Origin of the sequence: Bacillus nitratireducens (assembly GCF_001884135.1) — a bacterium.
GTDB lineage: Bacteria > Bacillota > Bacilli > Bacillales > Bacillaceae_G > Bacillus_A > Bacillus_A nitratireducens.
On record NZ_MAOC01000051.1, the window covers coordinates 125060 to 147629 of the forward strand.

Below are 22570 nucleotides of genomic sequence, written 5' to 3' on the forward strand. Positions count from 1 at the left end.
CACGAAATAATGAAACTTTTTCACGTTTATGGAACATTTAATTAGTCAATCAAAAATGACTGGAACACTTCATTCCCCAATAATTTTCCTTTTCGTGTTAAACGCACATATCCATCTCTCTCTTCAAGCAATCCTTGTTCTTGATTGCTTTGTAACTGCTTCGCGAAAACTTGATCCATCTCCATATTAAATTTCTTTTGGAACTCTATCTTGGAAACACCTTTTGTTTTTCGAAGCCCTAAGAACAACTCTTCTTCCATTTTTTCTTTCTCCGTCACTACGTGAACGTCTAAATATGGAAATCCGGTTTCATCAATTTTATTGAAATATTGCTTGAGCGGCCCTACATTTTGGATACGTTCTCCATTTACATAACTATGCGCGCCAGCTCCAAATCCATAATACTCTTCATTATTCCAGTATGTGAGATTATGTCTACTTTCATTATCACCTTTTGAGAAATTACTAATTTCATACTGTTTATAGCCATGTTTCTCCATTTCATCCATTACCATTTCATACATTTTCGCTTCATGGTCTTCACCTGGAAGTCTCAACTTCCCTTTATTCATTAAGTTATAAAATACAGTCTTCGGTTCCACAATTAATGAATATGCTGAAAAATGTTGTACACCAAGCGTAAAGGCAATGTCTAATGTTTCTTTTACATCTTCTATCGTCTGTCCTGGCAAAGCATAAATAATATCTACATTTATATTTTTAAAGCCCACTTCCTGCGCTTCTCTAATTGCTAAAAATGCATCTTCCCTCGTATGCTTACGCCCAATCTTCTCAAGTAGCTCATCACGAAACGTTTGCACACCAAAACTAATTCGGTTTACTCCACCTTCTAACAATAAGTTTAACTTCTCTTTCGGTAAGTCGCCTGGATTCGCTTCAAACGTTAATTCACAATTCGGCGCAAATGGACGCAAACGACGGTTAATGATATCGAGTAGTTTTTTTGTCTGTTCCATATTTAATGCTGTCGGCGTTCCTCCACCAACAAAAATCGTTTTCATACTATCAAACGGTACTTTTTGAACCGTGTTTATTATTTCTTTCTCTAGATACTCTAAGTATTGATCGACCGGCTGGCGTTCAATAAACACTTTATTAAAATCACAATAGTGACAAATATGCTGACAAAATGGAATATGAATATATGCAGCTTGTACCAAATATAACTCCTACCTTTCTAAAAAGAAAACCTCCGCGCTCCGGAGGATTCTCTACTTCTCTAATGTATTACGAATTTGTTCCATTCGCATTTTTCCCCAATCATACATCATTTCAACGATTGGTAAAAGTGACATACCTAGTTCTGTCATATAGTACTCAACACGCGGAGGAATTTCCGGATATACTGTTCGATCAACAATCCCGTCCTCCATTAATTCTTTTAATTGATTCGACAACACTTTATGAGAAATACTCGGGAACAGTCGTTGCAATTCACTAAAACGATGTGGACCTTCCACACCTAAGTGCCACAATATCACAACTTTCCACTTCCCACTAATAATAGAAAGTGTCAATTCCTTTTCACAATTAAAATTCCCTTTTTCTATTTTATCTTGAATATCTTTTCGAATATTTTCGGACATTAATAGTCTCCTAACTCTAGATCAATCACTAAAAAGCTCTCTCATCATTGTAAATGAGAGAAGCTAAGATGTCTAAAAAGTAATTATACAGAAAAAAAGAAGCCGCATAAACGACTCCTTTTTTATTTTAATTATTAGTTGTCATCCATTTTCAGTACAGCCATGAATGCCTCTTGTGGTACTTCTACAGAACCAACAGACTTCATACGTTTTTTACCTTCTTTTTGCTTATCAAGAAGTTTACGCTTACGAGAAATGTCACCACCGTAACATTTTGCAAGTACGTTTTTACGCATCGCCTTAATTGTAGAACGCGCTACAACTTTGTTTCCGATAGTCGCCTGAATTGGCACTTCAAACTGTTGTCTTGGAATTAATTCTTTTAATTTCTCTACAATTACTTTACCACGGTCATACGCTGAATCACGGTGCACGATGAATGATAAAGCATCCACTTGTTCATTATTTAAAAGAATATCCATTTTCACAAGTTTAGATGGTTTATAACCAATTAACTCGTAGTCAAATGATGCATATCCTTTCGTATTTGATTTCAATTGATCGAAGAAATCATATACGATTTCTGATAACGGGATATCATATGTCAATGTAACACGTGTTTCATCTAAATATTGCATATCAATAAACGTTCCACGTTTACCTTGGCAAATTTCCATTACAGCTCCAACATAGTCATTAGGAACCATAATTGCAGCCTTCACAAATGGCTCTTCTACACGATCGATAGACTGTGGATCTGGCATATTAGATGGATTATCAACAATAACATCTTCACCGTTTGTTAAATAAACTTTATAAATAACGCTTGGCGCTGTTGTAATTAAGTCAATCTTAAATTCACGTTCAATACGTTCTTGAATAATTTCCATGTGAAGAAGTCCTAAGAAACCACAACGGAAACCAAATCCTAGCGCTTGAGATGTTTCTGGTTCAAACTCAAGAGCAGAATCATTCAATTCTAGTTTTTCTAATGCATCACGTAGGTCGTTATAACGAGCAGAATCAATCGGATATAAACCACAGAATACCATTGGGTTTAGCTTACGATATCCCGCTAACGCCTCTGCAGCTGGACGTTTCGCATGTGTAATCGTATCACCAACGCGTGTATCACCAACGTTTTTAATAGATGCTGCTAAGAAACCTACATCACCTACTGTTAACTCGTCACGTTGCGTTGTTTTCGGTGTAAACACGCCTACTTCTGTTACTTCAAATTCTTTTCCAGTTGCCATCATACGTACTTTATCGCCAACTTTTACCGTTCCATTTACAACACGGATATAAGCAATTACACCACGATACGGATCATATAAAGAGTCGAAAATCATACATTGTAACGGCCCTTCTGAATCACCTGTTGGAGCTGGTACTTTTTCAACGATTTGTTCTAAAATTTCTTCAATACCAATTCCAGCTTTTGCTGAAGCAAGTACTGCTTCTGATGCATCTAAACCAATTACATCTTCTACCTCTTGACGTACACGTTCTGGGTCCGCACTTGGTAAGTCGATTTTATTAATAACTGGTAAAATTTCTAAATTGTTATCAAGCGCTAAATATACGTTTGCTAACGTTTGCGCTTCAATACCTTGCGCTGCATCCACAACAAGAATTGCACCTTCACAAGCCGCTAAACTACGAGATACTTCGTACGTAAAGTCGACGTGTCCTGGTGTATCGATCAAGTGAAGAATATACTCTTCACCGTCTTTCGCTTTATACGTTAATTGTACTGCATTTAATTTAATTGTAATACCGCGCTCACGCTCTAACTCCATAGAGTCAAGTAATTGCGCCTTCATTTCACGCTGTGTTAACGCGTTTGTTTTCTCCAAAATACGGTCTGCCAACGTTGATTTCCCGTGGTCAATGTGAGCAATGATGGAGAAGTTACGAATTTTGGACTGTCTTTTTGCTCTTTCTTCTTTATTCATCTATGTTCTCAACTCCTAATAGTCTCGCCAATATACACTAGCACTGATTATATCAATAGAGCAGCAAAGATTCAATGAAAACTCGTGCTGCTTACAAGACAAATCATTCTATCTATATCTTATGCGAACAAACCATAAGAGACAAACTTTTTTCAAATTTAAAAACGGTTGTCTTTCAAATCTAACAGACAACCGTCCTTCCCACTCTCCTTAACTAAAAATCCCTTTTAGCTTCCCAACAACTATATCCGTTCCGAACTTAGTTATATCGTAAGTAACACTTGCTATCGCCATACCAATACCTTCTACGACATTGAAACTCCTTAAGTTTTCTAACTGTTTTTGTTTTTCAACAGCTGAAAATGCCTCGCCCAAAATTTCCGATTCAACTCCTGCACCTTCTGTTCCTGTCATATGAGCAATTTGTTCATATGACAACTGACGGTATCCCTTCATACTTTTCAAACCATGATTAGCAAGTCCTACTCCTGCTATCATCATAAGTAAACATACGACTGTACCGCACATACACAAGAGCGCAAATCGACTCCAACTATTGTCATCTCTATCCATCAATGTGTATATGCCCCTGTATTATCCTGATCAATTTGATGATGCAACGCTGCATTTAAACCACTTGCTATTACATTTGCCATATCCTCTATAAAAGCATCTACTTCTTTTGGGGTCACCATTAAATTATGACCGAGAGGAGATAACACTTCATAAATTAATTTCCTCTTCTCTTCATCCTCCAACGTACCGACAGCACCTAAAAACATATTTCGGCTCTTTTCATCCGGCATATCTTCTTCTGTTAACTTTTTCTTTTCTCCAAATGAAAATCCCGCTGGTAATAAAGACCGTGACGGCTTATGTCCCTCTTTCATCTCTCTTCCAAAGTGCTTCAAAATAAAATCGATTGTATCACTCGTAATAGAAACTGCGTCTACTACAGTTGGAACACCAATCGCAATAACAGGAATCCCTAATGTTTCTTTACTTAGTTCCTTACGTTTATTCCCAACACCTGATCCAGGATGAATTCCTGTATCAGAAATTTGTATCGTGCTATTTACTCGTTCAATAGAACGGGCGGCTAATGCATCAATTGCAATTACAAAGTCTGGCTTTGTTTTCTCAATGATTCCATAAATCACATCGCTCGTTTCAATTCCTGTAATTCCCATTACTCCTGGCCGGATTGCACTAACAGGTCTAAATCCTTCTTCTACACTTTCAGGCTGTAATTGAAATAAATGTCTCGTTACCAGTACGTTTTCTACAACGATCGGTCCGAGCGCATCTGGCGTTACATTCCAATTCCCAAGACCAACAATTAAACAACTTGCTTCTTTTGAAACTCCAACATCCTCGAGGAAATAAGAAAATTCCTTCGCAAAAATACGCTCTACTTTTTGTTGAAGTTCCGTATCTTGTTGACGTATACCTTGCACTTCAAGAGTTAAATAATTTCCAGGTTTTTTCCCCATCGATTCAGATGCAATTTCATCAATAGTTACTTTTGTAATTGTAACTCCCTCTTCTTCCCTCTCTTTTACAATAACTCCTTGTATCCCTTTTTGTTCTTCTTGGCGCTCTTGCAGCATTTGATGCGCCTCCACAGCCAGGTCAGTTCTAACACTATATTTACTTAAATCTAATGGTTCTTTCATCGTATCTCCTCCGTAATTCATAGTAAATATCGTTAGATTTCCCCAAGTTATATTAGGTCATTCTTTCCTTTACGTGAAATTTCATTGATATACTATTGCAATTCTCTTCACCGTTTGATAGAATATCACTTGTTCTATGTAAGAATCGAGTCATTCGATTGCACCAGGGAGGTGAAAAGTATGGCAAACATCAAATCTGCTATCAAACGCGCTAAACTTAGCGAAGAGCGTCGTGCACATAACGCTTCTATCAAGTCTGACATGCGTTCTGCTGTTAAAACTGTAGAAGCTTTAGTTACTAATAACGATCTTGAAAATGCTAAAGAAGCTTTCAAAACTGCTTCTAAAAAACTTGACAAAGCAGCTCGTAAAGGTCTTATCCACCAAAACGCTGCAGCTCGTCAAAAATCTCGCTTAGCGAAACAAGTAAACGCGTAAGGCGTTTAAAAAACGATCCATTCGGATCGTTTTTTTATATACAAAAAAAGCTCACGTAACAAGTACATGAACTTTTTCGTATCATTACAGATGATTTAACCGCATTAAGAAAAACTCGAGCACAAGTTTCTTATCCATTTTTCCAGTCTTCATACTGTAATCAGCTTCCGCTAATTCTAAAATAACTCTTTTTAATTCTTCAAAAGAGAAAAATTTCGTTTGATTCATCGCCAACTTTACACGATACGGATGTACACCAATATGGGAAGCAATTTGATTTTGTCCATAACCGCGTTGTTGTAACTCCTTTACTTGATTCAGCAAACGGAATTGACTTACTAATAATGCGAGTAACTTAATTGGTTCTTCCTGCTGTGTGAATAATCCATCCAAAATTTGCATCGCACCTGCGATATCTTTTTTTACCACTTTTTCTGTCAAAGCAAACACATTTTGCTCAACGGATTTTGGTACAAGTTCCGTCACAAGTTTCGATGTAATTTCCCCGCCCATACCGACGTATAACGTTAGCTTGTCCATTTCCTTCGCTAACATTGTGACATTACTTCCCACAAGCTCTAATAACAAACTAACAGCCGGGTTATCAATATATACATGTGCCTCTTCCGCACGAGAAACAACCCACTTCTGAACATCTTGCACTTGCATCGCATTCGCTTCTACTACATCCGCTGTTTTCTTTAATAGTTTCGTAATTTTTTTTCGTTCATCTAATTTTTCATAAGGCGCAACGAAAACAAGAATAGAAAAAGGAGAAGGTTCTCCGATATATTCTTCTAAAATTTTTATATTTTGTTCTAATTTTTCTTTTTGTGCCGTTAAAAATAATGGTGATTTTATTAATATAACTTTACGATCTCCAAAGAATGGAAGGGTACGTGCATCCTCAACCACGTCTTCTAAATACGCTTCTTCTAAATCATATGTCACAACATTAAACTCTCGATCTTCCTCTTCAAGTGCTTCCGTTGTAATCAGTTTTATCGTTTCATTTATAAAATACGCTTCCGTTCCATACAGTAAATACAACGGAGCAAACTGTTTCTTTTTAATTTTCTTATGTATATCACTCATACTTTTTCCTACTCCCTAACTTGGCAATATATATTTATACTAATGCCCTAGCTTTTGTTTTACAAGTACAAAGGAACAGGCTTTATAACCCGTCCCTTTATTTATATAAAACGCCACGCAATAAGTCCCGGGTTTCTTATTGGTGTGCGGTAATCACCTTCCCTTTATTATTCACAATAAAAATCCAAGTATAAGTGCCAACTGTTAACATGATTGGAAACGAAAAAATCACGTTACTTAACGAGCTCAAAGTAGGAAAAATACTCGATTTCTCTTCATATATAAATTGTAGATTTTTTTCTGACAATATTTTATACTAAAGTGGAATGTTGGGGAGGGATTCTAAATGAATAATTTTGAACAAAACGTTCAAAGTAAACGCAATGACGCTATTGATTCAGGGGTAGGATTTATCGTCTCATTTGGTTTTTTCGCAACACTTTTCATCATTGCAACTGTTATTAAATTTATCGGTTCTTAAAGGCTGCCGCTTAATGGCAGTCTTCTTTTTTATCTATTATGTGTTTCATCATATGTGATTTTACTGCGAAAGGTTCCTTTTTCCCCTTTAAAAACATAAGAAATAGCACCTTGCTTATCCGTGCGCCATATTTCAATACCATCCTTCTTAAAACCTTCTATAACTTCCTTATGCGGGTGCCCATACCTATTGCGCTCTCCAACTGAAATAATCGCTACACCCGGCTGTACAAGGCTCAAAAAAGGTTCGGTAGATGACGTTTTACTCCCATGATGCGCAACCTTCAAAATGTCAGCCCGCAACTCCGGATATGTTGATACTACAAGCCGTTCACCTTCTTCTTCTAAGTCACCCGTGAATAACCATGTTAACCCTCCTAATTTCGCCCATATTACAACCGAAGAATCATTTTCTCCTTTTTCTTTTCCTTTTGGAGCTAATACAAAAAATTCTGCTTCATTTACTCTCCAGCTCTCACTCTCTCCTACTACACTTACCTTCACTCCCTTTGCTAACGCTTGTTTCTTTAACGCTTTTTCTAATACAGCATCTTGGTCCTTTCTCCCAAATACAACTTCTTTTATAGTAATAGATGATAATAAATCCTGTGCAGCACCTATATGATCCGCATCTCCATGCGTTACAATTAATTTATCAATTGTTTTAATACCTTCCTTTTGTAAAAAAGGAATCAGAATATCATGCCCAACAGAAAATTCATGCTTTTTTTCTTGCCATGCCTCCTTCTTGATATGAAGCGCTCCACCTGTATCAATAAGATAAACCCCTTTATCGTACGGGAGACGAATTAATATCGCATCTCCCTGTCCAACATCAAGAAATGTAATACTCCCACTTTCGCGAAAATATGGTGATACATAATGACACGTACAAATAAAAAGAAATACGCCTACAACCATGAAAAAAATCCTTTGGGATATTCTCTTTTCCCAAAACACCAATATGCTAATAATGCTAAAACAATATATAATCACAAGAATTAAGGGTGTTTGACCGAAAGTAAGGCGGATAAACGGGAAATTTTCACAGTAGCTTAAAAAGTTATTAGAAACTGTTAAACATATCGATAATACATATGCAATTCCTTTCGCAAGAAATGGAATGATCGGCATACATAGAAGGATAACAATGCTACAGGGTAATACAAGAATAGATAGAAACGGAACATACAAAAGATTGAGGAAAATACTATAAGGAGAAAAATAACCAAAATGATATAGCAAAATCGGGGTGCTAACGAGCTGTGAAACAACAGAAATATAAATCGTATTTCGGATTGCTCCGTTACTACGCGCTAGTAATATCGGAGCAGATAACAGTAAGGCAAAGCTACCTACAAATGAAAACTGGAATCCAATATTGAAAATAAGATACGGATCGTATATAAGCATACATATAGCCGTTATACTTAATGCATCTAAGCTAGATAAGCGAACAGAACATATGAAAGCTACTAGCAACAATACTCCTGTTATAGAAGCCCTTACGACAGACGGTGATGCACCTGCTATGATCATATACAGAGGAATACAAACTATAAGACATACTGTTGCTCTCTCCTTCGTTACACCACTTCTTAGTAAAACAAAATACATTATAACTATCAGCAATACGATATGCGAACCTGAAATTGCCAACAAATGTATAAGACCAAATTGTTGATATTGTTCTTCTACTTCAAACGACATTTGTTGTCGATCTCCAAATAATAATGCGTTCATAAAAGCACCTGACTGTCCCGGAAATATTTCTGTAACTTTCGAGATTGCTTGTTGCCTAAAAAAGAAAATCCACTGCACGAGAGACAACGATGTTTTATGGCATTCAGAAATATCGCTCACATTGAATATAAAATGTATTTTTTGCTGGTATAAATAATCACGATAATCAAAAGCATGAAAATTCCTGGCAGTTTGCGGTTCTTGCTTCTCCCCTTTAAATGTACATGCTATTCCTGCAAATAATTGGCGCAATTGCTCCTTTCCTGATGCAGATTGAATTTTATAGTTCAATTGCACTATATTCTCATTTTGATCTTTAATTTGAAAAGAAAGGCGATCCCCATTAATAAAAGGTGTATTTTGTATAACACCTCGTGTAACTTCGTAGGACTCTCCTAGAGGCTTATTTTGACTTTGAACATACGTGGTATACATAGCGCCACTAAAACACGCTAACATACAAATGATGAAGGTTATATGAGAGGTACGATACAAATAAAATAAAACATAACTAACGAAACAACAAGCAGTCAACAAATACGACGAGGAAAAGGTAATTGCAATCCCCATTATAAACGAGATTGCAACATAGCCCCATTGTCCCTGCAACTCATATCCACTCCTTATAGCATCATTTTTGCTTTCGTGAATACATGCTGTAATTCTTCCATTGACAAACTATTTTTTTCGAAAGATGAGAATAGTTCTTTTAACTGCAAATGACGCTCTTGCTCCTCTAGCGAGGCAATATCGTATTCTAGCGGAACGTGTTTCACTGTCACATTTGCTTGTTCAAACAACTCTATGGCATACGGATGGTTTTTATAATCCTGTGCATAATAAACTGCTGTAATACCACTTTGAATAATCGCCTTGCAACATTGCAAACAAGGGAAATGCGTAACGTATATTTCCGATTCCTCTGTTTTCACACCAAACTTCGCACATTGCAATAAAGCATTCATTTCAGCATGAATTGTACGAACACAATGATTGTCAATGACATAGCAACCATCGTCTATACAATGCACACCACCTTTAATTGAACCGTTATATCCGCCAGCAATAATTCGTTTATCACGAACGATTGTCGCTCCTACCGCAAGCCTTGTGCATGTACTACGCAAAGATAATAAATGGCTTTGCGTCATAAAATATTGATCCCATGAAATTCGTTCCATATCTTCACCTACTTTTTTGTCTACTTGTAGTGTAGCGAAAAAAGAAAAACTTCGTCAATCTTTTACGGAATAATTATTTGATCTTTTATTTTCTCAAGTGACTTCGTTCCAATCCCGTCAATCTCCAATAAATCTTCTATTTTCTGAAACGGTCCGTGTTCTTCTCGATATTTCAAAATACTTTCCGCTTTCCGGGAACCAATACCTGTTATTTTTTCAAGTTGTTCTTTAGAAGCTGTATTTATTTGTACTTTCCCCTCTTTCTTTGAAGAAGCAGCCCCCTCTTGCACTGGTTCATTTTTGTTAGGAATATAAAGAAGCATTTGATCTTGTACAACTTGTGCCAAATTCACTTTCTTTATCTCTGCATCCGGTAAAAAACCACCTGCTTTTTCAACCGCATCCTTCACCCGCTCCCCTTCCTTCATTTCATACACACCCTCTTTAAAAACAGCTCCTTTTACATCAATTACAATTGTTCTTTTCTGCTCCTTTGTGCCCAATTCTTTCGGTTTCCTTTTCTTCTCCACATCTTTCACTTGAACATCTGTTGTCATAATTGTTTGCTCTGCATGCTGGTTCGTTTTCCAGAAAAAAAGAAAAATTACAGTTCCAATAATAACCACTAATCCCAACCATTTTTTCGGAAAATCCCACATCATTTTACACCTCTAATCATAAATTCATAACATCATTCATATTGTTTAGGAGAAAGCCGTTACGAAGGAGGGATGAAACATTGAACATAGGAATTATAGGGACAGGGAACATGGGGAATATACTAATCGATGCATTTTTAGAAACCCGTGCTGTCAAACCTTCGTGCCTTACTATTATTAATCGGACGCCTGCCAAAGCATATCATATAAAGGAAAAATACCCTTCTGTTCATATAGCCAAAACAATCCAAGAAGTAATCGAACACTCCCAGCTTATTTTCATTTGCGTAAAACCGATAGACATATACCCTATCCTACAAAAATACGCTGAACATTTTTCAGATGAAAAGTGCTTAGTTTCTATTACAAGCCCAATATCTCCATCACAATTAGAAACGCTTATACCTTGCCATATCGCACGAATTATTCCAAGTATTACAAACCGTGCTTTATCTGGCGCATCACTATTTACATTTGGAAATAACTGCTCTGAAGAATGGAAACAAAAACTACATCATCTATTCAAAAAAATTTCTACTCCCCTTGTTATAGACGAAGATATAACGCGCGTTTCATCTGATATAGCAAGCTGTGGCCCTGCTTTTTTTAGTTATTTATTACAATGTTTTATTAACGCTGCTGTAGATAAAACGAATATTACACATGAAGAAGCCACTACTTTAGTAAGTGAAATGGTCATTGGAATGGGGAAATTACTTGAAAAAGAAATTTTTACATTACCTACTTTACAAGAAAAGGTATGCGTTAAAGGCGGTGTTACAGGAGAAGGTATTCGCATTTTAGAAGAGCACGTTGGGGATATGTTTCATAAATTAATCGAACGGACACATGAGAAATTTGATGAAGATTTAAAGTGCGTTGAGCAGCAATTCAATAAACACACATAATAAATACGCCATCGTCATTCCAAATCCTTTAATTAATACTTATCTTTTTCATGCTACATTTTCACTAAAACTAGCATTTTTACACTTTACACATATCACCTTCTCATTATTCTAGAACTAAAATTACATCTTTTTTACAAAACAAAAGCAACCTTCTCGGTTGCTTTTGTTTTATCTATTTTTCTTCGCCATGAAGAAAATACGCTCTGTTTGTTCTGTAACTTCAAGTCGCTCAAAGTCACCAGTCACGCGAAGCACTGTAAAACCAGCTTCTTCAAGCCATTTCGTTAGCTCTTCAACCTGATATGCACGTTGCACGTGACATTCGTCAAAACGATGATACACTTCTTCTTCTGGATCTTGAACAAAGAATGTTAAATCATGTTCCACACTATTTGATTCTTCTCCAGGGAAGCAGTTCCAAATAAGTGATATTTCTTCGCCATTCACTGTGTACGTTTCATTTTGAAATACATGATGTATTTTATATAAAGAATGTACATCGAATAAAAACAAGCCATCTTGACGTAAATGGTGGAAAACTCTTCTAAATGTTTCTTGTACTCCATCTTCTTGCAATACATAATTTAATGAGTCACAAAAGATTGTCACACAATCGAATTCACCAGGAACATCAAGTTCTCTCATGTCTTGTTGGTAAAAAGGAATAAAGTAACCTTCTCCCCCCAATTTTTGCTGTGCGACAGTTAACATTTCTTCCGAAAGATCTACACCAATCAAATCATAACCTTTTCGCACAAGCGGAAGTGTTACGTTACCAGTTCCACATGCTACGTCAAGAATTTTTGCCTCTTTCATAGATGCCTGTTGCAAACTTTCCTCTGTGAATTCCACCCATTTATCATAAGGGACATCATTCATCAGTTCGTCATACAGCAAAGCAAATTGTTCGTATTTCATTGATCTAGCTCATCTGCAATATCTTCACGCGGCACATCGCCCCATAGACGCTCTAAATTATAGTGATTACGCTCGTCTTTATGGAATACATGAGCAACCACATCACCAAGGTCTACTAAAACCCAACGCGCTTCATCAAAGCCTTCCATACGTTGTACGTTAATTTCGAACTCATGTGCCTTCGCTTTAATTTCACGTGCAATTGCTTGCACTTGCTTGTCTGAATTTCCGTGACAAATAATAAAATAGTCTGCAATCGGTGAAATACCTTGCATATTTAGTACAACCATATCTTCTGCTCTCTTATCATCAGCTGCTTTTGCCGCTAATACTAATAACTCTTTATCTTTCATTTATTAATTTCCTCCTTGATAACTGCATTGTATGTTTGGAATGTTAATGGATAAATCGTTTGATCTTTTTCCATTAAAAATTGAATTGTCCGCTTTAAAGCAAACAGTAAAGCTTGATTTATATCTTTATATGCGAGTTTCCTCGCTTCTTCCACACCAGGAAACTTACGTCCTGGTTCAATGTAATCTGCTACATAAATAACTTTATCTAACATTGTCATTTTTTCATGACCACTTGTATGATATGTAATAGCTTGTAGAATTTCAGGATCAGTAATGCCTACTTCTTTTTCTACTAAGTATGCCCCAACAGGTGCATGCCATAACTCTTTGTTATAGTGCAGTAGATCCTTCGGCAAATCTTCTCTCTTGATAATCTCTTCCATTTCTGGAATCGCTCTACATTTTGCATAATCGTGAAATATAGCAGCCATCTCTGCCTTTTTTTCATCTACATCATATAACCTAGCAAGTTCAATCGCTGTTTCCATTACACCAACCGTGTGTATATAACGTTTTTCATGCATTTGTTGTTTGACAATGCTAAGTGCTTCCTCACGATTCATACAACCCATTCCTCTCGATATATACCTGTACTTTTTCGGGGAGTAAATATTTGCACGTTTTCTTCGTCATATATCTCTCACGTAACAAAGAAGAAGAAACTGCAAACTCCGGAATTTCCACTTTCACGATATCATAAGGCGTATGTAATGTATAACCTGGTCTTGCAACTCCAACGAAAGTCACAAGCTTAAGTAACTTTTCAATGTTATACCACTTCGGCAAATACTCAACCATGTCTCCGCCAATAATAAAGTGAAACTGCACATCCGGATACTTTTCCGTTAATTGTACCATAGTGTCGTACGTATAAGATGGGCCTTCTCTGTCTAGCTCTTCTAAACAAATTGAAAAGTATGCTTCTTCCTCAGTCGCTATTTGCAGCATGTTTAATCGACTTTTCATACTCGTAATGTTACGTCCTTGCTTGTGCGGTGGAATTTGATTCGGTAAAAACCATACCTCTTCCAACCCTAAAGCATGATACACTTCATTTGCAATTAACAAATGCCCATTATGAGGTGGATCAAACGTGCCACCAATAATGCCAATTTTTCTCAAAAGAAACGCTCCTTCCTTTTACATACAGCAACTCTCCCCATAAATTTTCGAAGAGAGTCTACTGTTAATAAAAGTTCAATTGGTTTCACTTTCTACATATCAAGCGTCCACTACGAAATAACTCACGTATACCTTTTATCGTGGAAGCTTAATTTGCTTATTTTCTCTAGATTCTTTATATAAAACAATTGTGCTTCCGATTACTTGAACGATTTCAGCTCGCGCACCTTGTGCAAGCTCTTCTGCAACTTCACGACGATCAAATTCACAGTTTTGTAATACGCTCACTTTAAATAGTTCACGAACTTCTAATGCTTCTCCAATTTGTTTCACCATATTTTCATTTACGCCGCCTTTTCCAACTTGAAAAATCGGTGTTAAATGATGTGCCTTTGCACGTAAAAATCTTTTTTGTTTTCCTGTTAACATATAATTAGCCTCCAAGCTCTCTCATTACTAATTGTTTCATTCTATCAATATTCGGCACACACCCTGTCCACATTTCAAACGCAAGTGCTCCTTGATAAACGAACATATCGATTCCATTTTGAATTATTGCCCCTTGCTCTTTCGCACCGCCTAAAATTTTCGTCTCAAATGGATTATAAATAATATCAGAAACAATCGCTCCTTTTTTCAATGAACGAATTTCGAGCGGCGTATGCTCAACATGTGGATGCATACCTATCGTTGTTGTTTGAATGATAATATCATATTCCCCTTGAGCTTTTGCTGCGTGTTCTAGCGATAGAGCATGTGAATTAACATTTGCCAAACATCCAGCGACAAGATTCTCCGCCTTATCTCTCGTACGATTAGCAATATCAATTGCTTTCACACCTACATCTGCAAGTGAGAAATAAATAGCTCGACTAGCACCGCCTGCACCGAGCAATAAAATACGTTTCTCTTGAAGCGGCTCTTTACTAATTGACTGTAAGGCACGAACAAAACCAATTCCATCCGTATTATACCCAATCAATTTTCCATCTCGATGAACGACCGTATTTACTGCACCGATTTGCTCTGCTAGCGGGGCAACTTCATCTAGATACTCCATAATTGCAACTTTGTGCGGAGTTGTTACATTAAACCCTGAAATTCCTAATGCTTTTAAACCTTTTACTGCTTCCCCTAACGCCGCTTCTTCTACAAGAAACGCGTGATAGTGGGCATCCATATTCAAGTGTTCAAATGCATCGTTATGCATAACAGGTGATAATGAATGTCCAATTGGATTTCCGATTACACCATATAATTGTTTCATAAATCCCTCTCCATATTAAATTAAAGATTTACGTAATGAAACACTTACTCCTTTTGGTACATGAGCAACAATTTTCGCTCCTGATTCATTTACAGTAACCCAGCCCAACCCAGAGAATACAACGTCCGTTTTCGGCTCACGAATATTAAATTCATATTTCACAAACTCAGGCATATTTTCTAATTCTTCTGGTGTCGGTGGATTCAATAATTCTCCAGCGTGTCTTTCGTACAATTCATCAGCCTTTTCAAGCTTTGTACGATGGATTGTTAAACGGTTTGAGAAATGACAAGTGAATGCACGACGGCCCCCACTTACATAATCAAATCGTGCTAATCCACCAAAGAATAATGTTTGCTCTTCATTTAATTGGAATACCATTGGCTTAATTTCTGTAGTCGGTGTAATAAGCTTTAAGCTTTGTTTCCCAACATAATGTGCCATTTGATGATGATTAATAATACCTGGCGTATCAAATAAAGAAGATTCTTCGTCTAATGGAATATCAATTAAATCAAGTGTTGTTCCTGGGAAATGTGATGTTGTAATTACATTCTCAGTCTCATCACTAAACTCTTTAATCATACGATTAATAAATGTTGATTTACCAACATTCGTACATCCAACAACATAAACATCTTTACCTTCGCGGTAATACTCAATTGCATCCGCAAGTTCAGTGATTCCTTGCCCTTTAGCTGCACTGATCAAAAAGACATCTTCTGGTTTTAAACCAAGTTGCTTTGCACTATAGCGCATCCAATGTTTTACTTTATCATGTTTAACTGACTTTGGAATTAAGTCAGCCTTATTCCCAACAAGTAATACTTTATTATTCCCTACAAAACGATGTAAGCCCGGTAACCAGCTACCATTGAAATCGAAAATATCTACGATCTTGACCACTAGTGCGTCCGATTGTCCAATTCCGTTCAAAATACGAAGGAAATCATCATCTGTTAAAGATACATCTTGAATTTCGTTATAATGTTTCAAACGAAAACAGCGTTGGCAAATTACTTGTTCTTTTTCTAAAGATGATGCAGGAGCGTATCCTACTTCATTTTTATTTTCTGTTTGAATTTCTACACCGCAACCAATACATTTAATTGTTTCAGTCAAACTTTATTCCTCCCAATTAATTAAGCCTTTTTTCTTCATGTTTCTCATAATTCTTCGTTCAATTTTTCGATTAAAGCGTGTTACCAATCCGTCTGTTTGCGCTACTGGTACAACTAAAATTGTATGAAGTCCCACACGATTCCCACCGAGCACATCCGTTAGTAACTGATCTCCAATTACTACAACTTCATCTGGTTGTAAGTGCATCTCGTTTATTGCGCGCTTAAAGGCACGAACAAACGGTTTACGTGCACTATGAATAAACGGAATACCTAATGGGTCAGCGAAGTCTTTAACGCGTTGCTCGTTATTATTTGAAACGACCGTTACTTGAATATCATTTTCTTTCATTTTCAAAAACCACTCTTCAAGCTGTGGTGTTGCGTTTGGACGATCCCATTCAATTAAAGTGTTATCTAAATCAGTGATAACTCCTTTAATTCCACGCTTTTTCAAATCTTCTGGTTGAACATGATATACATTTTTCACATATTCATTTGGTAAAAATAACTTCAATTTCTTTCACCTCTTTGAGGATTTTTCATAAAATTTTTCGACAACATTTTTCGATAGATAACCTGTGGATAAACTTGTACACACTTTCCACATTAATTTTTCAGTTAATTTGGAATTTACTAACAATCTATACACATTTTATCCACTGAGGTATGTGGATAACCTCTTGTTTGTGACTGTCATATTTTTTTGGTACATTAAATGCAACAACGAATCAATCCTTATATTATTAGGAGGTGACTCACCTTGAAAACAAAACATATGGAACAGTTATCTACTGAGTTACTCACTGAGTCTTATTATAAAGCAAAAGAACTAAAATTAAATCCCGACTTCATTTTACTTATAAAACAAGAAATTATTCGGCGCTCGTTAGAGGACAAGCTCGTCAGATCTTCTTGAGTACATATAGATTGCTGATTGACCTGTAAAAAGAGCCATCCTGCGATGGCTCTCGAATAAACAAGTACTCCCATCTAGGGGATTTCTTCATTAAGCATCTTTGTCCATATTTCTTAATTAGAGCTTCATAAGTATATTATAAAATCTTTTCTTTACTTATGAGATAATCGTGTTGCAATTTTTTCGCCCAGACGCAACTCTTGTCCACTTGTCAATTCCTGCACTACTTCAATCATATCTTTTTCAAATAATAAAACAACTGTTGAACCAAATGTAAAGTATGCCATCTCTTCACCTTTTTGAACAGTACTTCTTTCATGAAGGAGCTCAATACTATTAACAAACATGGCACCTACTTTTACAAGCGCCATATGTTCACCTTCACTATTTACTTCTGTAACAGAGCGATAATTTTTTGACAATGGTTCTTTCCCATACTCCATACCCGCTGCATTTACCGGATATGATTTTCTGCCAAGTACAAATCTTTCAGTGACAGAGCCAGAGAGCGGACTATGAATACGATGATAATGACTTGGACTCAAATAAATTACCATGTATGTACCGCCTGCATATCGCTTTGCACGCTCTTCATTACCTAGCATATCCACAATTGAATAACGCTTTCCTTTTATATCAAATGTTTTTGTATCCTCAATAGGACCTTGATCAGCAAAAACACCATCAACAGGACTAACGATACTCGATGCATCTGCATCAATACTACGCTTTCCTTCTTTTAACCTACGCGTAAATAAATCATGCAATGTTTGATATTCCTTTAAACCCTTTTCCATCTCATCTTGATTAATTTGAAAAACTTTCGCATACGATGGAATAATGATAGAGCTCAAACGAGATTGTGCAAATTTACGTAATATATAAGAAGTAAAACGACCATTTGTAAGTTCAATCATAAGTCGATATAATGTACGTCGCAAATTACGAAACCTCCTAACCAGTCTATAACTTAAGTTTCTCCTTCTTTTCTCTCTATATCATATGTAGAATTGGTTCTTATTCCCATATATAGCATGGAGCCGTCTCGTTATACATGAAGAAAAACTAAGTATAATTTTTATTCTTAAATTGTTTAGCACCTTCTAATATTACAGATAGAACCCGCCATTTTCAACAGTGAACATGTATTTCTTCTTAGAGCAGCTCGTTTTCTTTCCTTTTTACAGAAGAAAAGACAGCCGCTTTTGAAATACGGTTGCCTTTCCTATACTCTATTCTTTCGCTTTCTTCTCTTTCTCAGCCCGCACAAATTCATGGAACATTTTCATTAAAGCACGCTTTTCAATTCGCGATACGTAGCTTCTTGAAATACCGAGTGCCTTCGCAATCTCCCTCTGTGTTTTCTCTTTATCAAGCCCTAGTCCAAAACGCTTCACAATTACTTCTTTCTCTCGTTCGTCTAAAATATCGATATACTCTTTAATCTTTTCTAACTCCATACTAAGCTGAATCATATCAATTACATCTTCAGATTCTGACTTTAATATATCAATAAGCGATATTTCATTGCCCTCTTTATCTTGCCCGATTGGATCATGAAGTGAAACATCTTTTTTCGTCTTCTTCAGCACACGTAAATGCATCAAAATTTCATTTTCGATACAGCGTGCTGCATACGTCGCAAGCTTAGTTCCTTTCCCTGCAGAATAACTCTCGATCGCTTTAATGAGCCCAATTGTACCAATTGAAATTAAATCTTCTGCATCTTCACCGGTGTTTTCAAATTTCTTAACGATATGAGCTACAAGCCGTAAATTATGTTCAATTAAAAGATTTCTCGCTTGAGCATCACCTTGCTCCATTAACTCTAAGTACTTTCTCTCATCGTCTGATGATAACGGCTGCGGAAACGCATTGTTCTTCACATAAGAAACAAAGACAAACACTTCTCGAACCATATATCCAATTGCGGCGAATAGACTCAAACCTTTCACCTCCGCCAAAATAGTGGTCTTTATTATGTGTATGTGGGCGTGAGGTTGTTTGTGTCTGTACGATATAAATATGGAATCCTTAGCTTTTTGTCGAACGAAATAAATCTTTCATACCTTGAATGACTTTTCCAATGCATTACAAATTGTAGCAATAATTTTTATTTACAAAAAAAAGACAAAAAACTGAAACAATTAGTTCATACGAATTTCACATGAATCTATTACTATAGGAATTGTACATAGTGAACTTACTAACAACTGCGTTTATTAATATATAAAATTTCATTTGAAAGGAGTTGAAAAGATGAAAACTAAATATCGCTTTATGATCTCATCATTTGCTGCTTGCGCCTACATGATTTGGTGTTTAGTATAATAACAACTTCACTTGTAAATAAGAAAAGGTGTGTATAGAAATGGAATATAACCAATCAACAGTTAACTACTGGAAAGCTTTTGTATTACCTTATACATTCGCTTTAGAAGAGTTAAAAACTAAATTTGAAATTATGAACCGGGAAGCTCAATTTTTAGAAGACTACAACCCGTTTGAACATATAAAAACAAGACTTAAACAACCCGAAAGTATCATTAGGAAGCTTGAGCGTAAAAACTTATCACCAACAGTTGAAAATGCTCAAACACAATTACAAGATATTATTGGCATCCGTATTACATGTTGCTTTGTAGAAGATATTTACCATTTAAAAGAAGTTATTGAAAATCGTGGAGATATGGAAATTGTAGAAGTAAAAGATTATATTGCTAATCCAAAAGGAAATGGCTATAAAAGTTTACACATGATAATAAAATATCCATTGTCACTAAATTCTGGTACGAAAGATGTCTTTGCAGAAATTCAATTACGTACTCTTGCCATGGACTTTTGGGCAAGTTTAGAACATAAACTTTACTACAAATATGAAGGAAACATACCTGACTATTTGAGGGATGAACTACACGATGCTGCTATGAAAGCTGAAGATCTTGATAATAAGATGGCAACAATCCGTCAAGATATTGATGACATTGAAGCATGTTCAAATCAAATTTTATTACCACTATAAAAAGGTTCTCTTTTATGAGAACCTTTTTTATCCCGATTGGTGAAGGCTAATAATCAGTGGGGTATGGACAATTCCCCCACTGATTAAAGTTTCACTTTATTTCTTCTCTATCGTACGAACCTCTTCAATCTTCCACCCTTCTTCTTCTTTTCCAAGTGCGTACTGTACTCTTTTCTGAAGAGTAACTCCTCCATCTACTTCTTTTTCCTCCGTTTCAACAATAACAAGCCCCTCCTTAAGAACTTTCATATTCATATGTTCCAATTCAATTTTCTTACTCCCTTTTTGAAAAGCTGCTTCTTTTTGTGTTCTTAAGTCTTCAGCACTAGGCATCTTCTTTGAAAACAACTCCATATGTTCAGCAAGATTTTTTTCATTCGTCGTCCGTACAAATGCCTCAATAACATCTTGAATGGATTTCTCTTCTTCTTTCGTTATATGTACCTTTTCCTCAGTTTTTTTAGCAGATTTTTGTTCTATATTATTCCCTTGAGATTGACATCCAACTAGCAATAATACGAATACTAGAAGGAATCTTAATTTCCCTAAAAAAATTCTCATCTTTCCATCTCCTAAAAAGAAAAGTGAGGCATTTCGCCTCACTTTAGTTTATAATTAGCGTCTTCCTTTATTTGGATCGCCGCCGCCAACAATGTCAAAGACACGTTTCGCTATATTTGTATTCTCTTGAACGCCAGAGAATAAGTATTTACCTGGTCCGAATGCATATACGTTCACATCTTCACCTGTATGTCCACCTGTTGTCCAACCTGTAACTGAACGCTTATTGAAGATATCTTCAATTGCATTATCAATCTTTGTTACATCTTTTGATGGAGCGATATCATTTACAGCTTTAATTTCTTCTGGTGTTAATTGTAGATCAATATACTTTTTCAATGTTTCTTCTACATTTGCACCTTTTACAATCTCATTTGCCATAAAGTCTGGCGTACGTTTCGCAGCTTTAATCGGATCTACTTTAAAGTTATACTCACCATTCGCACCTAAAGATAATCCGCCAGTAGCATGGTCTGCAGTTGCAACAACTAATGTGTTCTTATCTTTTTTTGCAAACTCAATTGCTGCTTTAAACGCTTTTTCGAAGTCTTCCATTTCACTCATTGCACCGACAATATCATTATCATGTCCAGCCCAATCAATTTGACTACCTTCGACCATTAAGAAGAAACCATTTTTATTTTTGTTCAAGCGTTCAATTGCTGTATTTGTCATCTCTTCTAATGAAGGTGTTTTATCAGTACGGTCAATCATTTTGTCTAAACCACCTGGTGCAAATAAACCAAGAACTTGATCACTTTTATCATTTAATAATTGATTACGATCTGTTACATAACTATAACCAGACTTCTTAAATTCTTCTGTAAGATTGCGGTCTTTTCTAACAAAGTTATTTACGCCACCGCCAAGCATCACATCTATTTTATGCTTACCTTTAATTTTCTCATCAAAGTAATCATTTGCAATTGCGTCCATATTTTTACGACTAATATCATGTGCACCGAATGCAGCTGGTGTTGCATGCGTAATTTCAGAAGTTGCAACGAGTCCCGTTGACTTCCCTTTTTCTTTCGCTTGCTCAAGCACTGTTTTCACTTCAGCTTTATCATTATCTACTGCAATAGCTGCATTATATGTTTTTATACCTGCTGACATCGCAGTAGCTGCCGATGCAGAGTCTGTAATATTTTCATGTTCATCTTCTGGATATGTTTTTTGTGTTCCTACAAGATGCTTATCGAATTCTGTAGATTCCATTTCAAATGTTTTTGGATTATCTTTCATATAACGATGAGCTGTCATATATGAAGGCCCCATACCGTCCCCAATTAATACAATGACATTTTTAATTTTTGCATTGTTTCCGTTCTCATCTGCATTAACCTCACTAGAACGCGTAAAATTCCATGTTGCTACCGAAGTAACTGCTAACGACGCCACAACTGCAAATGGCCATGCTTTTTTTACAAACTTTTTCACTGTCTTGTCCCCCTAATTAGGTTATTCATTTCCCACTATTAAATTTAATAGAAGACTGTTAAGAGAAAATGAGTTATATGTAAATTTTTTGTTAAC

Annotated in this window: 26 protein-coding genes; 5 read left to right on the plus strand and 21 right to left on the minus strand. The window is 36.2% G+C overall.

Features of this window, described 5'->3' with window-relative positions; translation table 11 throughout:
• Positions 1-41 precede the first annotated feature (41 nt).
• The 5 genes from hemW to gpr all read right to left on the minus strand — a co-directional run bounded on the left by hemW (position 42) and on the right by gpr (position 5241).
• Positions 42-1181 (minus strand): radical SAM family heme chaperone HemW, encoded by a 1140-nt coding sequence (gene hemW, locus BAU23_RS16570; RefSeq protein WP_000249443.1) that lies wholly within the window; start codon positions 1179-1181, stop codon positions 42-44.
• 51 nt (positions 1182-1232) lie between these two features.
• Positions 1233-1607: a winged helix-turn-helix transcriptional regulator gene (locus tag BAU23_RS16575; protein WP_001293537.1), complete on the minus strand. Its 375-nt coding sequence runs from the start codon at positions 1605-1607 to the stop codon at positions 1233-1235.
• Between the two features lie 134 nt (positions 1608-1741).
• Positions 1742-3565 carry an elongation factor 4 gene (lepA, locus tag BAU23_RS16580; protein ID WP_001030965.1) on the minus strand — a complete coding sequence of 608 codons (1824 nt, stop codon included), beginning with the start codon at positions 3563-3565 and terminating at the stop codon, positions 1742-1744.
• 210 nt (positions 3566-3775) lie between these two features.
• On the minus strand, positions 3776-4138 hold the full coding sequence (locus BAU23_RS16585; RefSeq protein WP_000373336.1) for a YqxA family protein: 363 nt from the start codon (positions 4136-4138) through the stop codon (positions 3776-3778).
• The gene (gene gpr / locus BAU23_RS16590) at positions 4138-5241 is read right to left on the minus strand and encodes a GPR endopeptidase (protein WP_000662633.1); all 1104 of its coding nucleotides are present in this window, start codon (positions 5239-5241) and stop codon (positions 4138-4140) included. Before gpr ends, BAU23_RS16585 begins: the two co-directional genes overlap by 1 nt.
• A gap of 180 nt (positions 5242-5421) precedes the next feature.
• Here gpr and rpsT point away from each other — a divergent pair, with 180 nt between their 5' ends.
• The gene (rpsT, locus tag BAU23_RS16595) at positions 5422-5679 is read left to right on the plus strand and encodes a 30S ribosomal protein S20 (protein WP_001274011.1); all 258 of its coding nucleotides are present in this window, start codon (positions 5422-5424) and stop codon (positions 5677-5679) included.
• 84 nt (positions 5680-5763) lie between these two features.
• Here rpsT and holA read toward each other — a convergent pair whose 3' ends face one another.
• The gene (gene holA, locus BAU23_RS16600; protein WP_071734834.1) at positions 5764-6774 is read right to left on the minus strand and encodes a DNA polymerase III subunit delta; all 1011 of its coding nucleotides are present in this window, start codon (positions 6772-6774) and stop codon (positions 5764-5766) included.
• Between the two features lie 346 nt (positions 6775-7120).
• On the opposite strand from holA, the gene BAU23_RS16605 reads away from it, so the two are divergent.
• The gene (locus tag BAU23_RS16605; protein ID WP_001058627.1) at positions 7121-7255 is read left to right on the plus strand and encodes a YqzM family protein; all 135 of its coding nucleotides are present in this window, start codon (positions 7121-7123) and stop codon (positions 7253-7255) included.
• Positions 7256-7284: 29 nt separating this feature from the next.
• Here the strand turns inward: BAU23_RS16605 and BAU23_RS16610 are convergent, their stop codons facing one another.
• The 3 genes from BAU23_RS16610 to BAU23_RS16620 form a co-directional block, all read right to left on the minus strand.
• Positions 7285-9606 (minus strand): DNA internalization-related competence protein ComEC/Rec2, encoded by a 2322-nt coding sequence (locus BAU23_RS16610; protein ID WP_071734835.1) that lies wholly within the window; start codon positions 9604-9606, stop codon positions 7285-7287.
• Positions 9607-9620: 14 nt separating this feature from the next.
• Positions 9621-10178 (minus strand): ComE operon protein 2, encoded by a 558-nt coding sequence (locus tag BAU23_RS16615; protein ID WP_000439791.1) that lies wholly within the window; start codon positions 10176-10178, stop codon positions 9621-9623.
• A 62-nt stretch (positions 10179-10240) separates the two neighbouring features.
• Complete coding sequence (locus tag BAU23_RS16620; RefSeq protein WP_000989946.1) at positions 10241-10840, minus strand: helix-hairpin-helix domain-containing protein; 600 nt, start codon at positions 10838-10840, stop codon at positions 10241-10243.
• Between the two features lie 77 nt (positions 10841-10917).
• Between BAU23_RS16620 and comER the strand changes: the two genes are divergently transcribed.
• On the plus strand, positions 10918-11745 hold the full coding sequence (gene comER, locus BAU23_RS16625) for a late competence protein ComER (RefSeq protein ID WP_001020557.1): 828 nt from the start codon (positions 10918-10920) through the stop codon (positions 11743-11745).
• 171 nt (positions 11746-11916) lie between these two features.
• Here comER and BAU23_RS16630 read toward each other — a convergent pair whose 3' ends face one another.
• The 8 genes from BAU23_RS16630 to BAU23_RS16665 form a co-directional block, all read right to left on the minus strand.
• Positions 11917-12666 (minus strand): class I SAM-dependent methyltransferase, encoded by a 750-nt coding sequence (locus BAU23_RS16630; RefSeq protein ID WP_000873079.1) that lies wholly within the window; start codon positions 12664-12666, stop codon positions 11917-11919.
• Positions 12663-13019: a ribosome silencing factor gene (rsfS, locus tag BAU23_RS16635; protein ID WP_000653209.1), complete on the minus strand. Its 357-nt coding sequence runs from the start codon at positions 13017-13019 to the stop codon at positions 12663-12665. The genes BAU23_RS16630 and rsfS overlap by 4 nt, the downstream gene beginning before the upstream one ends.
• Positions 13016-13585, minus strand: coding sequence for a bis(5'-nucleosyl)-tetraphosphatase (symmetrical) YqeK (gene yqeK / locus BAU23_RS16640; protein WP_001078255.1), 570 nt, complete (start codon positions 13583-13585; stop codon positions 13016-13018). Before yqeK ends, rsfS begins: the two co-directional genes overlap by 4 nt.
• The gene (locus BAU23_RS16645) at positions 13575-14144 is read right to left on the minus strand and encodes a nicotinate-nucleotide adenylyltransferase (RefSeq protein WP_071734836.1); all 570 of its coding nucleotides are present in this window, start codon (positions 14142-14144) and stop codon (positions 13575-13577) included. The genes yqeK and BAU23_RS16645 overlap by 11 nt, the downstream gene beginning before the upstream one ends.
• Before the next feature lie 135 nt (positions 14145-14279).
• On the minus strand, positions 14280-14573 hold the full coding sequence (gene yhbY, locus BAU23_RS16650; protein ID WP_000955223.1) for a ribosome assembly RNA-binding protein YhbY: 294 nt from the start codon (positions 14571-14573) through the stop codon (positions 14280-14282).
• 4 nt (positions 14574-14577) lie between these two features.
• A complete protein-coding gene (gene aroE, locus BAU23_RS16655; RefSeq protein WP_000812068.1) occupies positions 14578-15411 on the minus strand; it encodes a shikimate dehydrogenase in 834 nt (277 codons plus the stop codon).
• 15 nt (positions 15412-15426) lie between these two features.
• Positions 15427-16533 (minus strand): ribosome biogenesis GTPase YqeH, encoded by a 1107-nt coding sequence (yqeH, locus tag BAU23_RS16660; protein ID WP_000140802.1) that lies wholly within the window; start codon positions 16531-16533, stop codon positions 15427-15429.
• Positions 16534-16536: 3 nt separating this feature from the next.
• The gene (locus BAU23_RS16665) at positions 16537-17049 is read right to left on the minus strand and encodes a YqeG family HAD IIIA-type phosphatase (protein ID WP_000765303.1); all 513 of its coding nucleotides are present in this window, start codon (positions 17047-17049) and stop codon (positions 16537-16539) included.
• Positions 17050-17295: 246 nt separating this feature from the next.
• Here BAU23_RS16665 and sda point away from each other — a divergent pair, with 246 nt between their 5' ends.
• On the plus strand, positions 17296-17451 hold the full coding sequence (gene sda / locus BAU23_RS16670) for a sporulation histidine kinase inhibitor Sda (protein WP_000850095.1): 156 nt from the start codon (positions 17296-17298) through the stop codon (positions 17449-17451).
• 152 nt (positions 17452-17603) lie between these two features.
• On the opposite strand, the gene BAU23_RS16675 is transcribed toward sda, so the two are convergent.
• Positions 17604-18392 carry a phosphatidylserine decarboxylase gene (locus BAU23_RS16675; RefSeq protein WP_001254985.1) on the minus strand — a complete coding sequence of 263 codons (789 nt, stop codon included), beginning with the start codon at positions 18390-18392 and terminating at the stop codon, positions 17604-17606.
• A 291-nt stretch (positions 18393-18683) separates the two neighbouring features.
• The gene (gene sigK / locus BAU23_RS16680) at positions 18684-19397 is read right to left on the minus strand and encodes an RNA polymerase sporulation sigma factor SigK (RefSeq protein ID WP_000051382.1); all 714 of its coding nucleotides are present in this window, start codon (positions 19395-19397) and stop codon (positions 18684-18686) included.
• A 425-nt stretch (positions 19398-19822) separates the two neighbouring features.
• Between sigK and BAU23_RS16685 the strand changes: the two genes are divergently transcribed.
• Positions 19823-20473: a GTP pyrophosphokinase gene (locus BAU23_RS16685; RefSeq protein ID WP_000456231.1), complete on the plus strand. Its 651-nt coding sequence runs from the start codon at positions 19823-19825 to the stop codon at positions 20471-20473.
• Positions 20474-20569: 96 nt separating this feature from the next.
• On the opposite strand, the gene BAU23_RS16690 is transcribed toward BAU23_RS16685, so the two are convergent.
• Together BAU23_RS16690 and BAU23_RS16695 are read right to left on the minus strand one after the other, a co-directional pair.
• The gene (locus BAU23_RS16690) at positions 20570-21034 is read right to left on the minus strand and encodes a hypothetical protein (RefSeq protein ID WP_001217966.1); all 465 of its coding nucleotides are present in this window, start codon (positions 21032-21034) and stop codon (positions 20570-20572) included.
• A gap of 54 nt (positions 21035-21088) precedes the next feature.
• The gene (locus tag BAU23_RS16695) at positions 21089-22474 is read right to left on the minus strand and encodes an alkaline phosphatase (protein ID WP_000714902.1); all 1386 of its coding nucleotides are present in this window, start codon (positions 22472-22474) and stop codon (positions 21089-21091) included.
• Positions 22475-22570 lie beyond the last annotated feature (96 nt).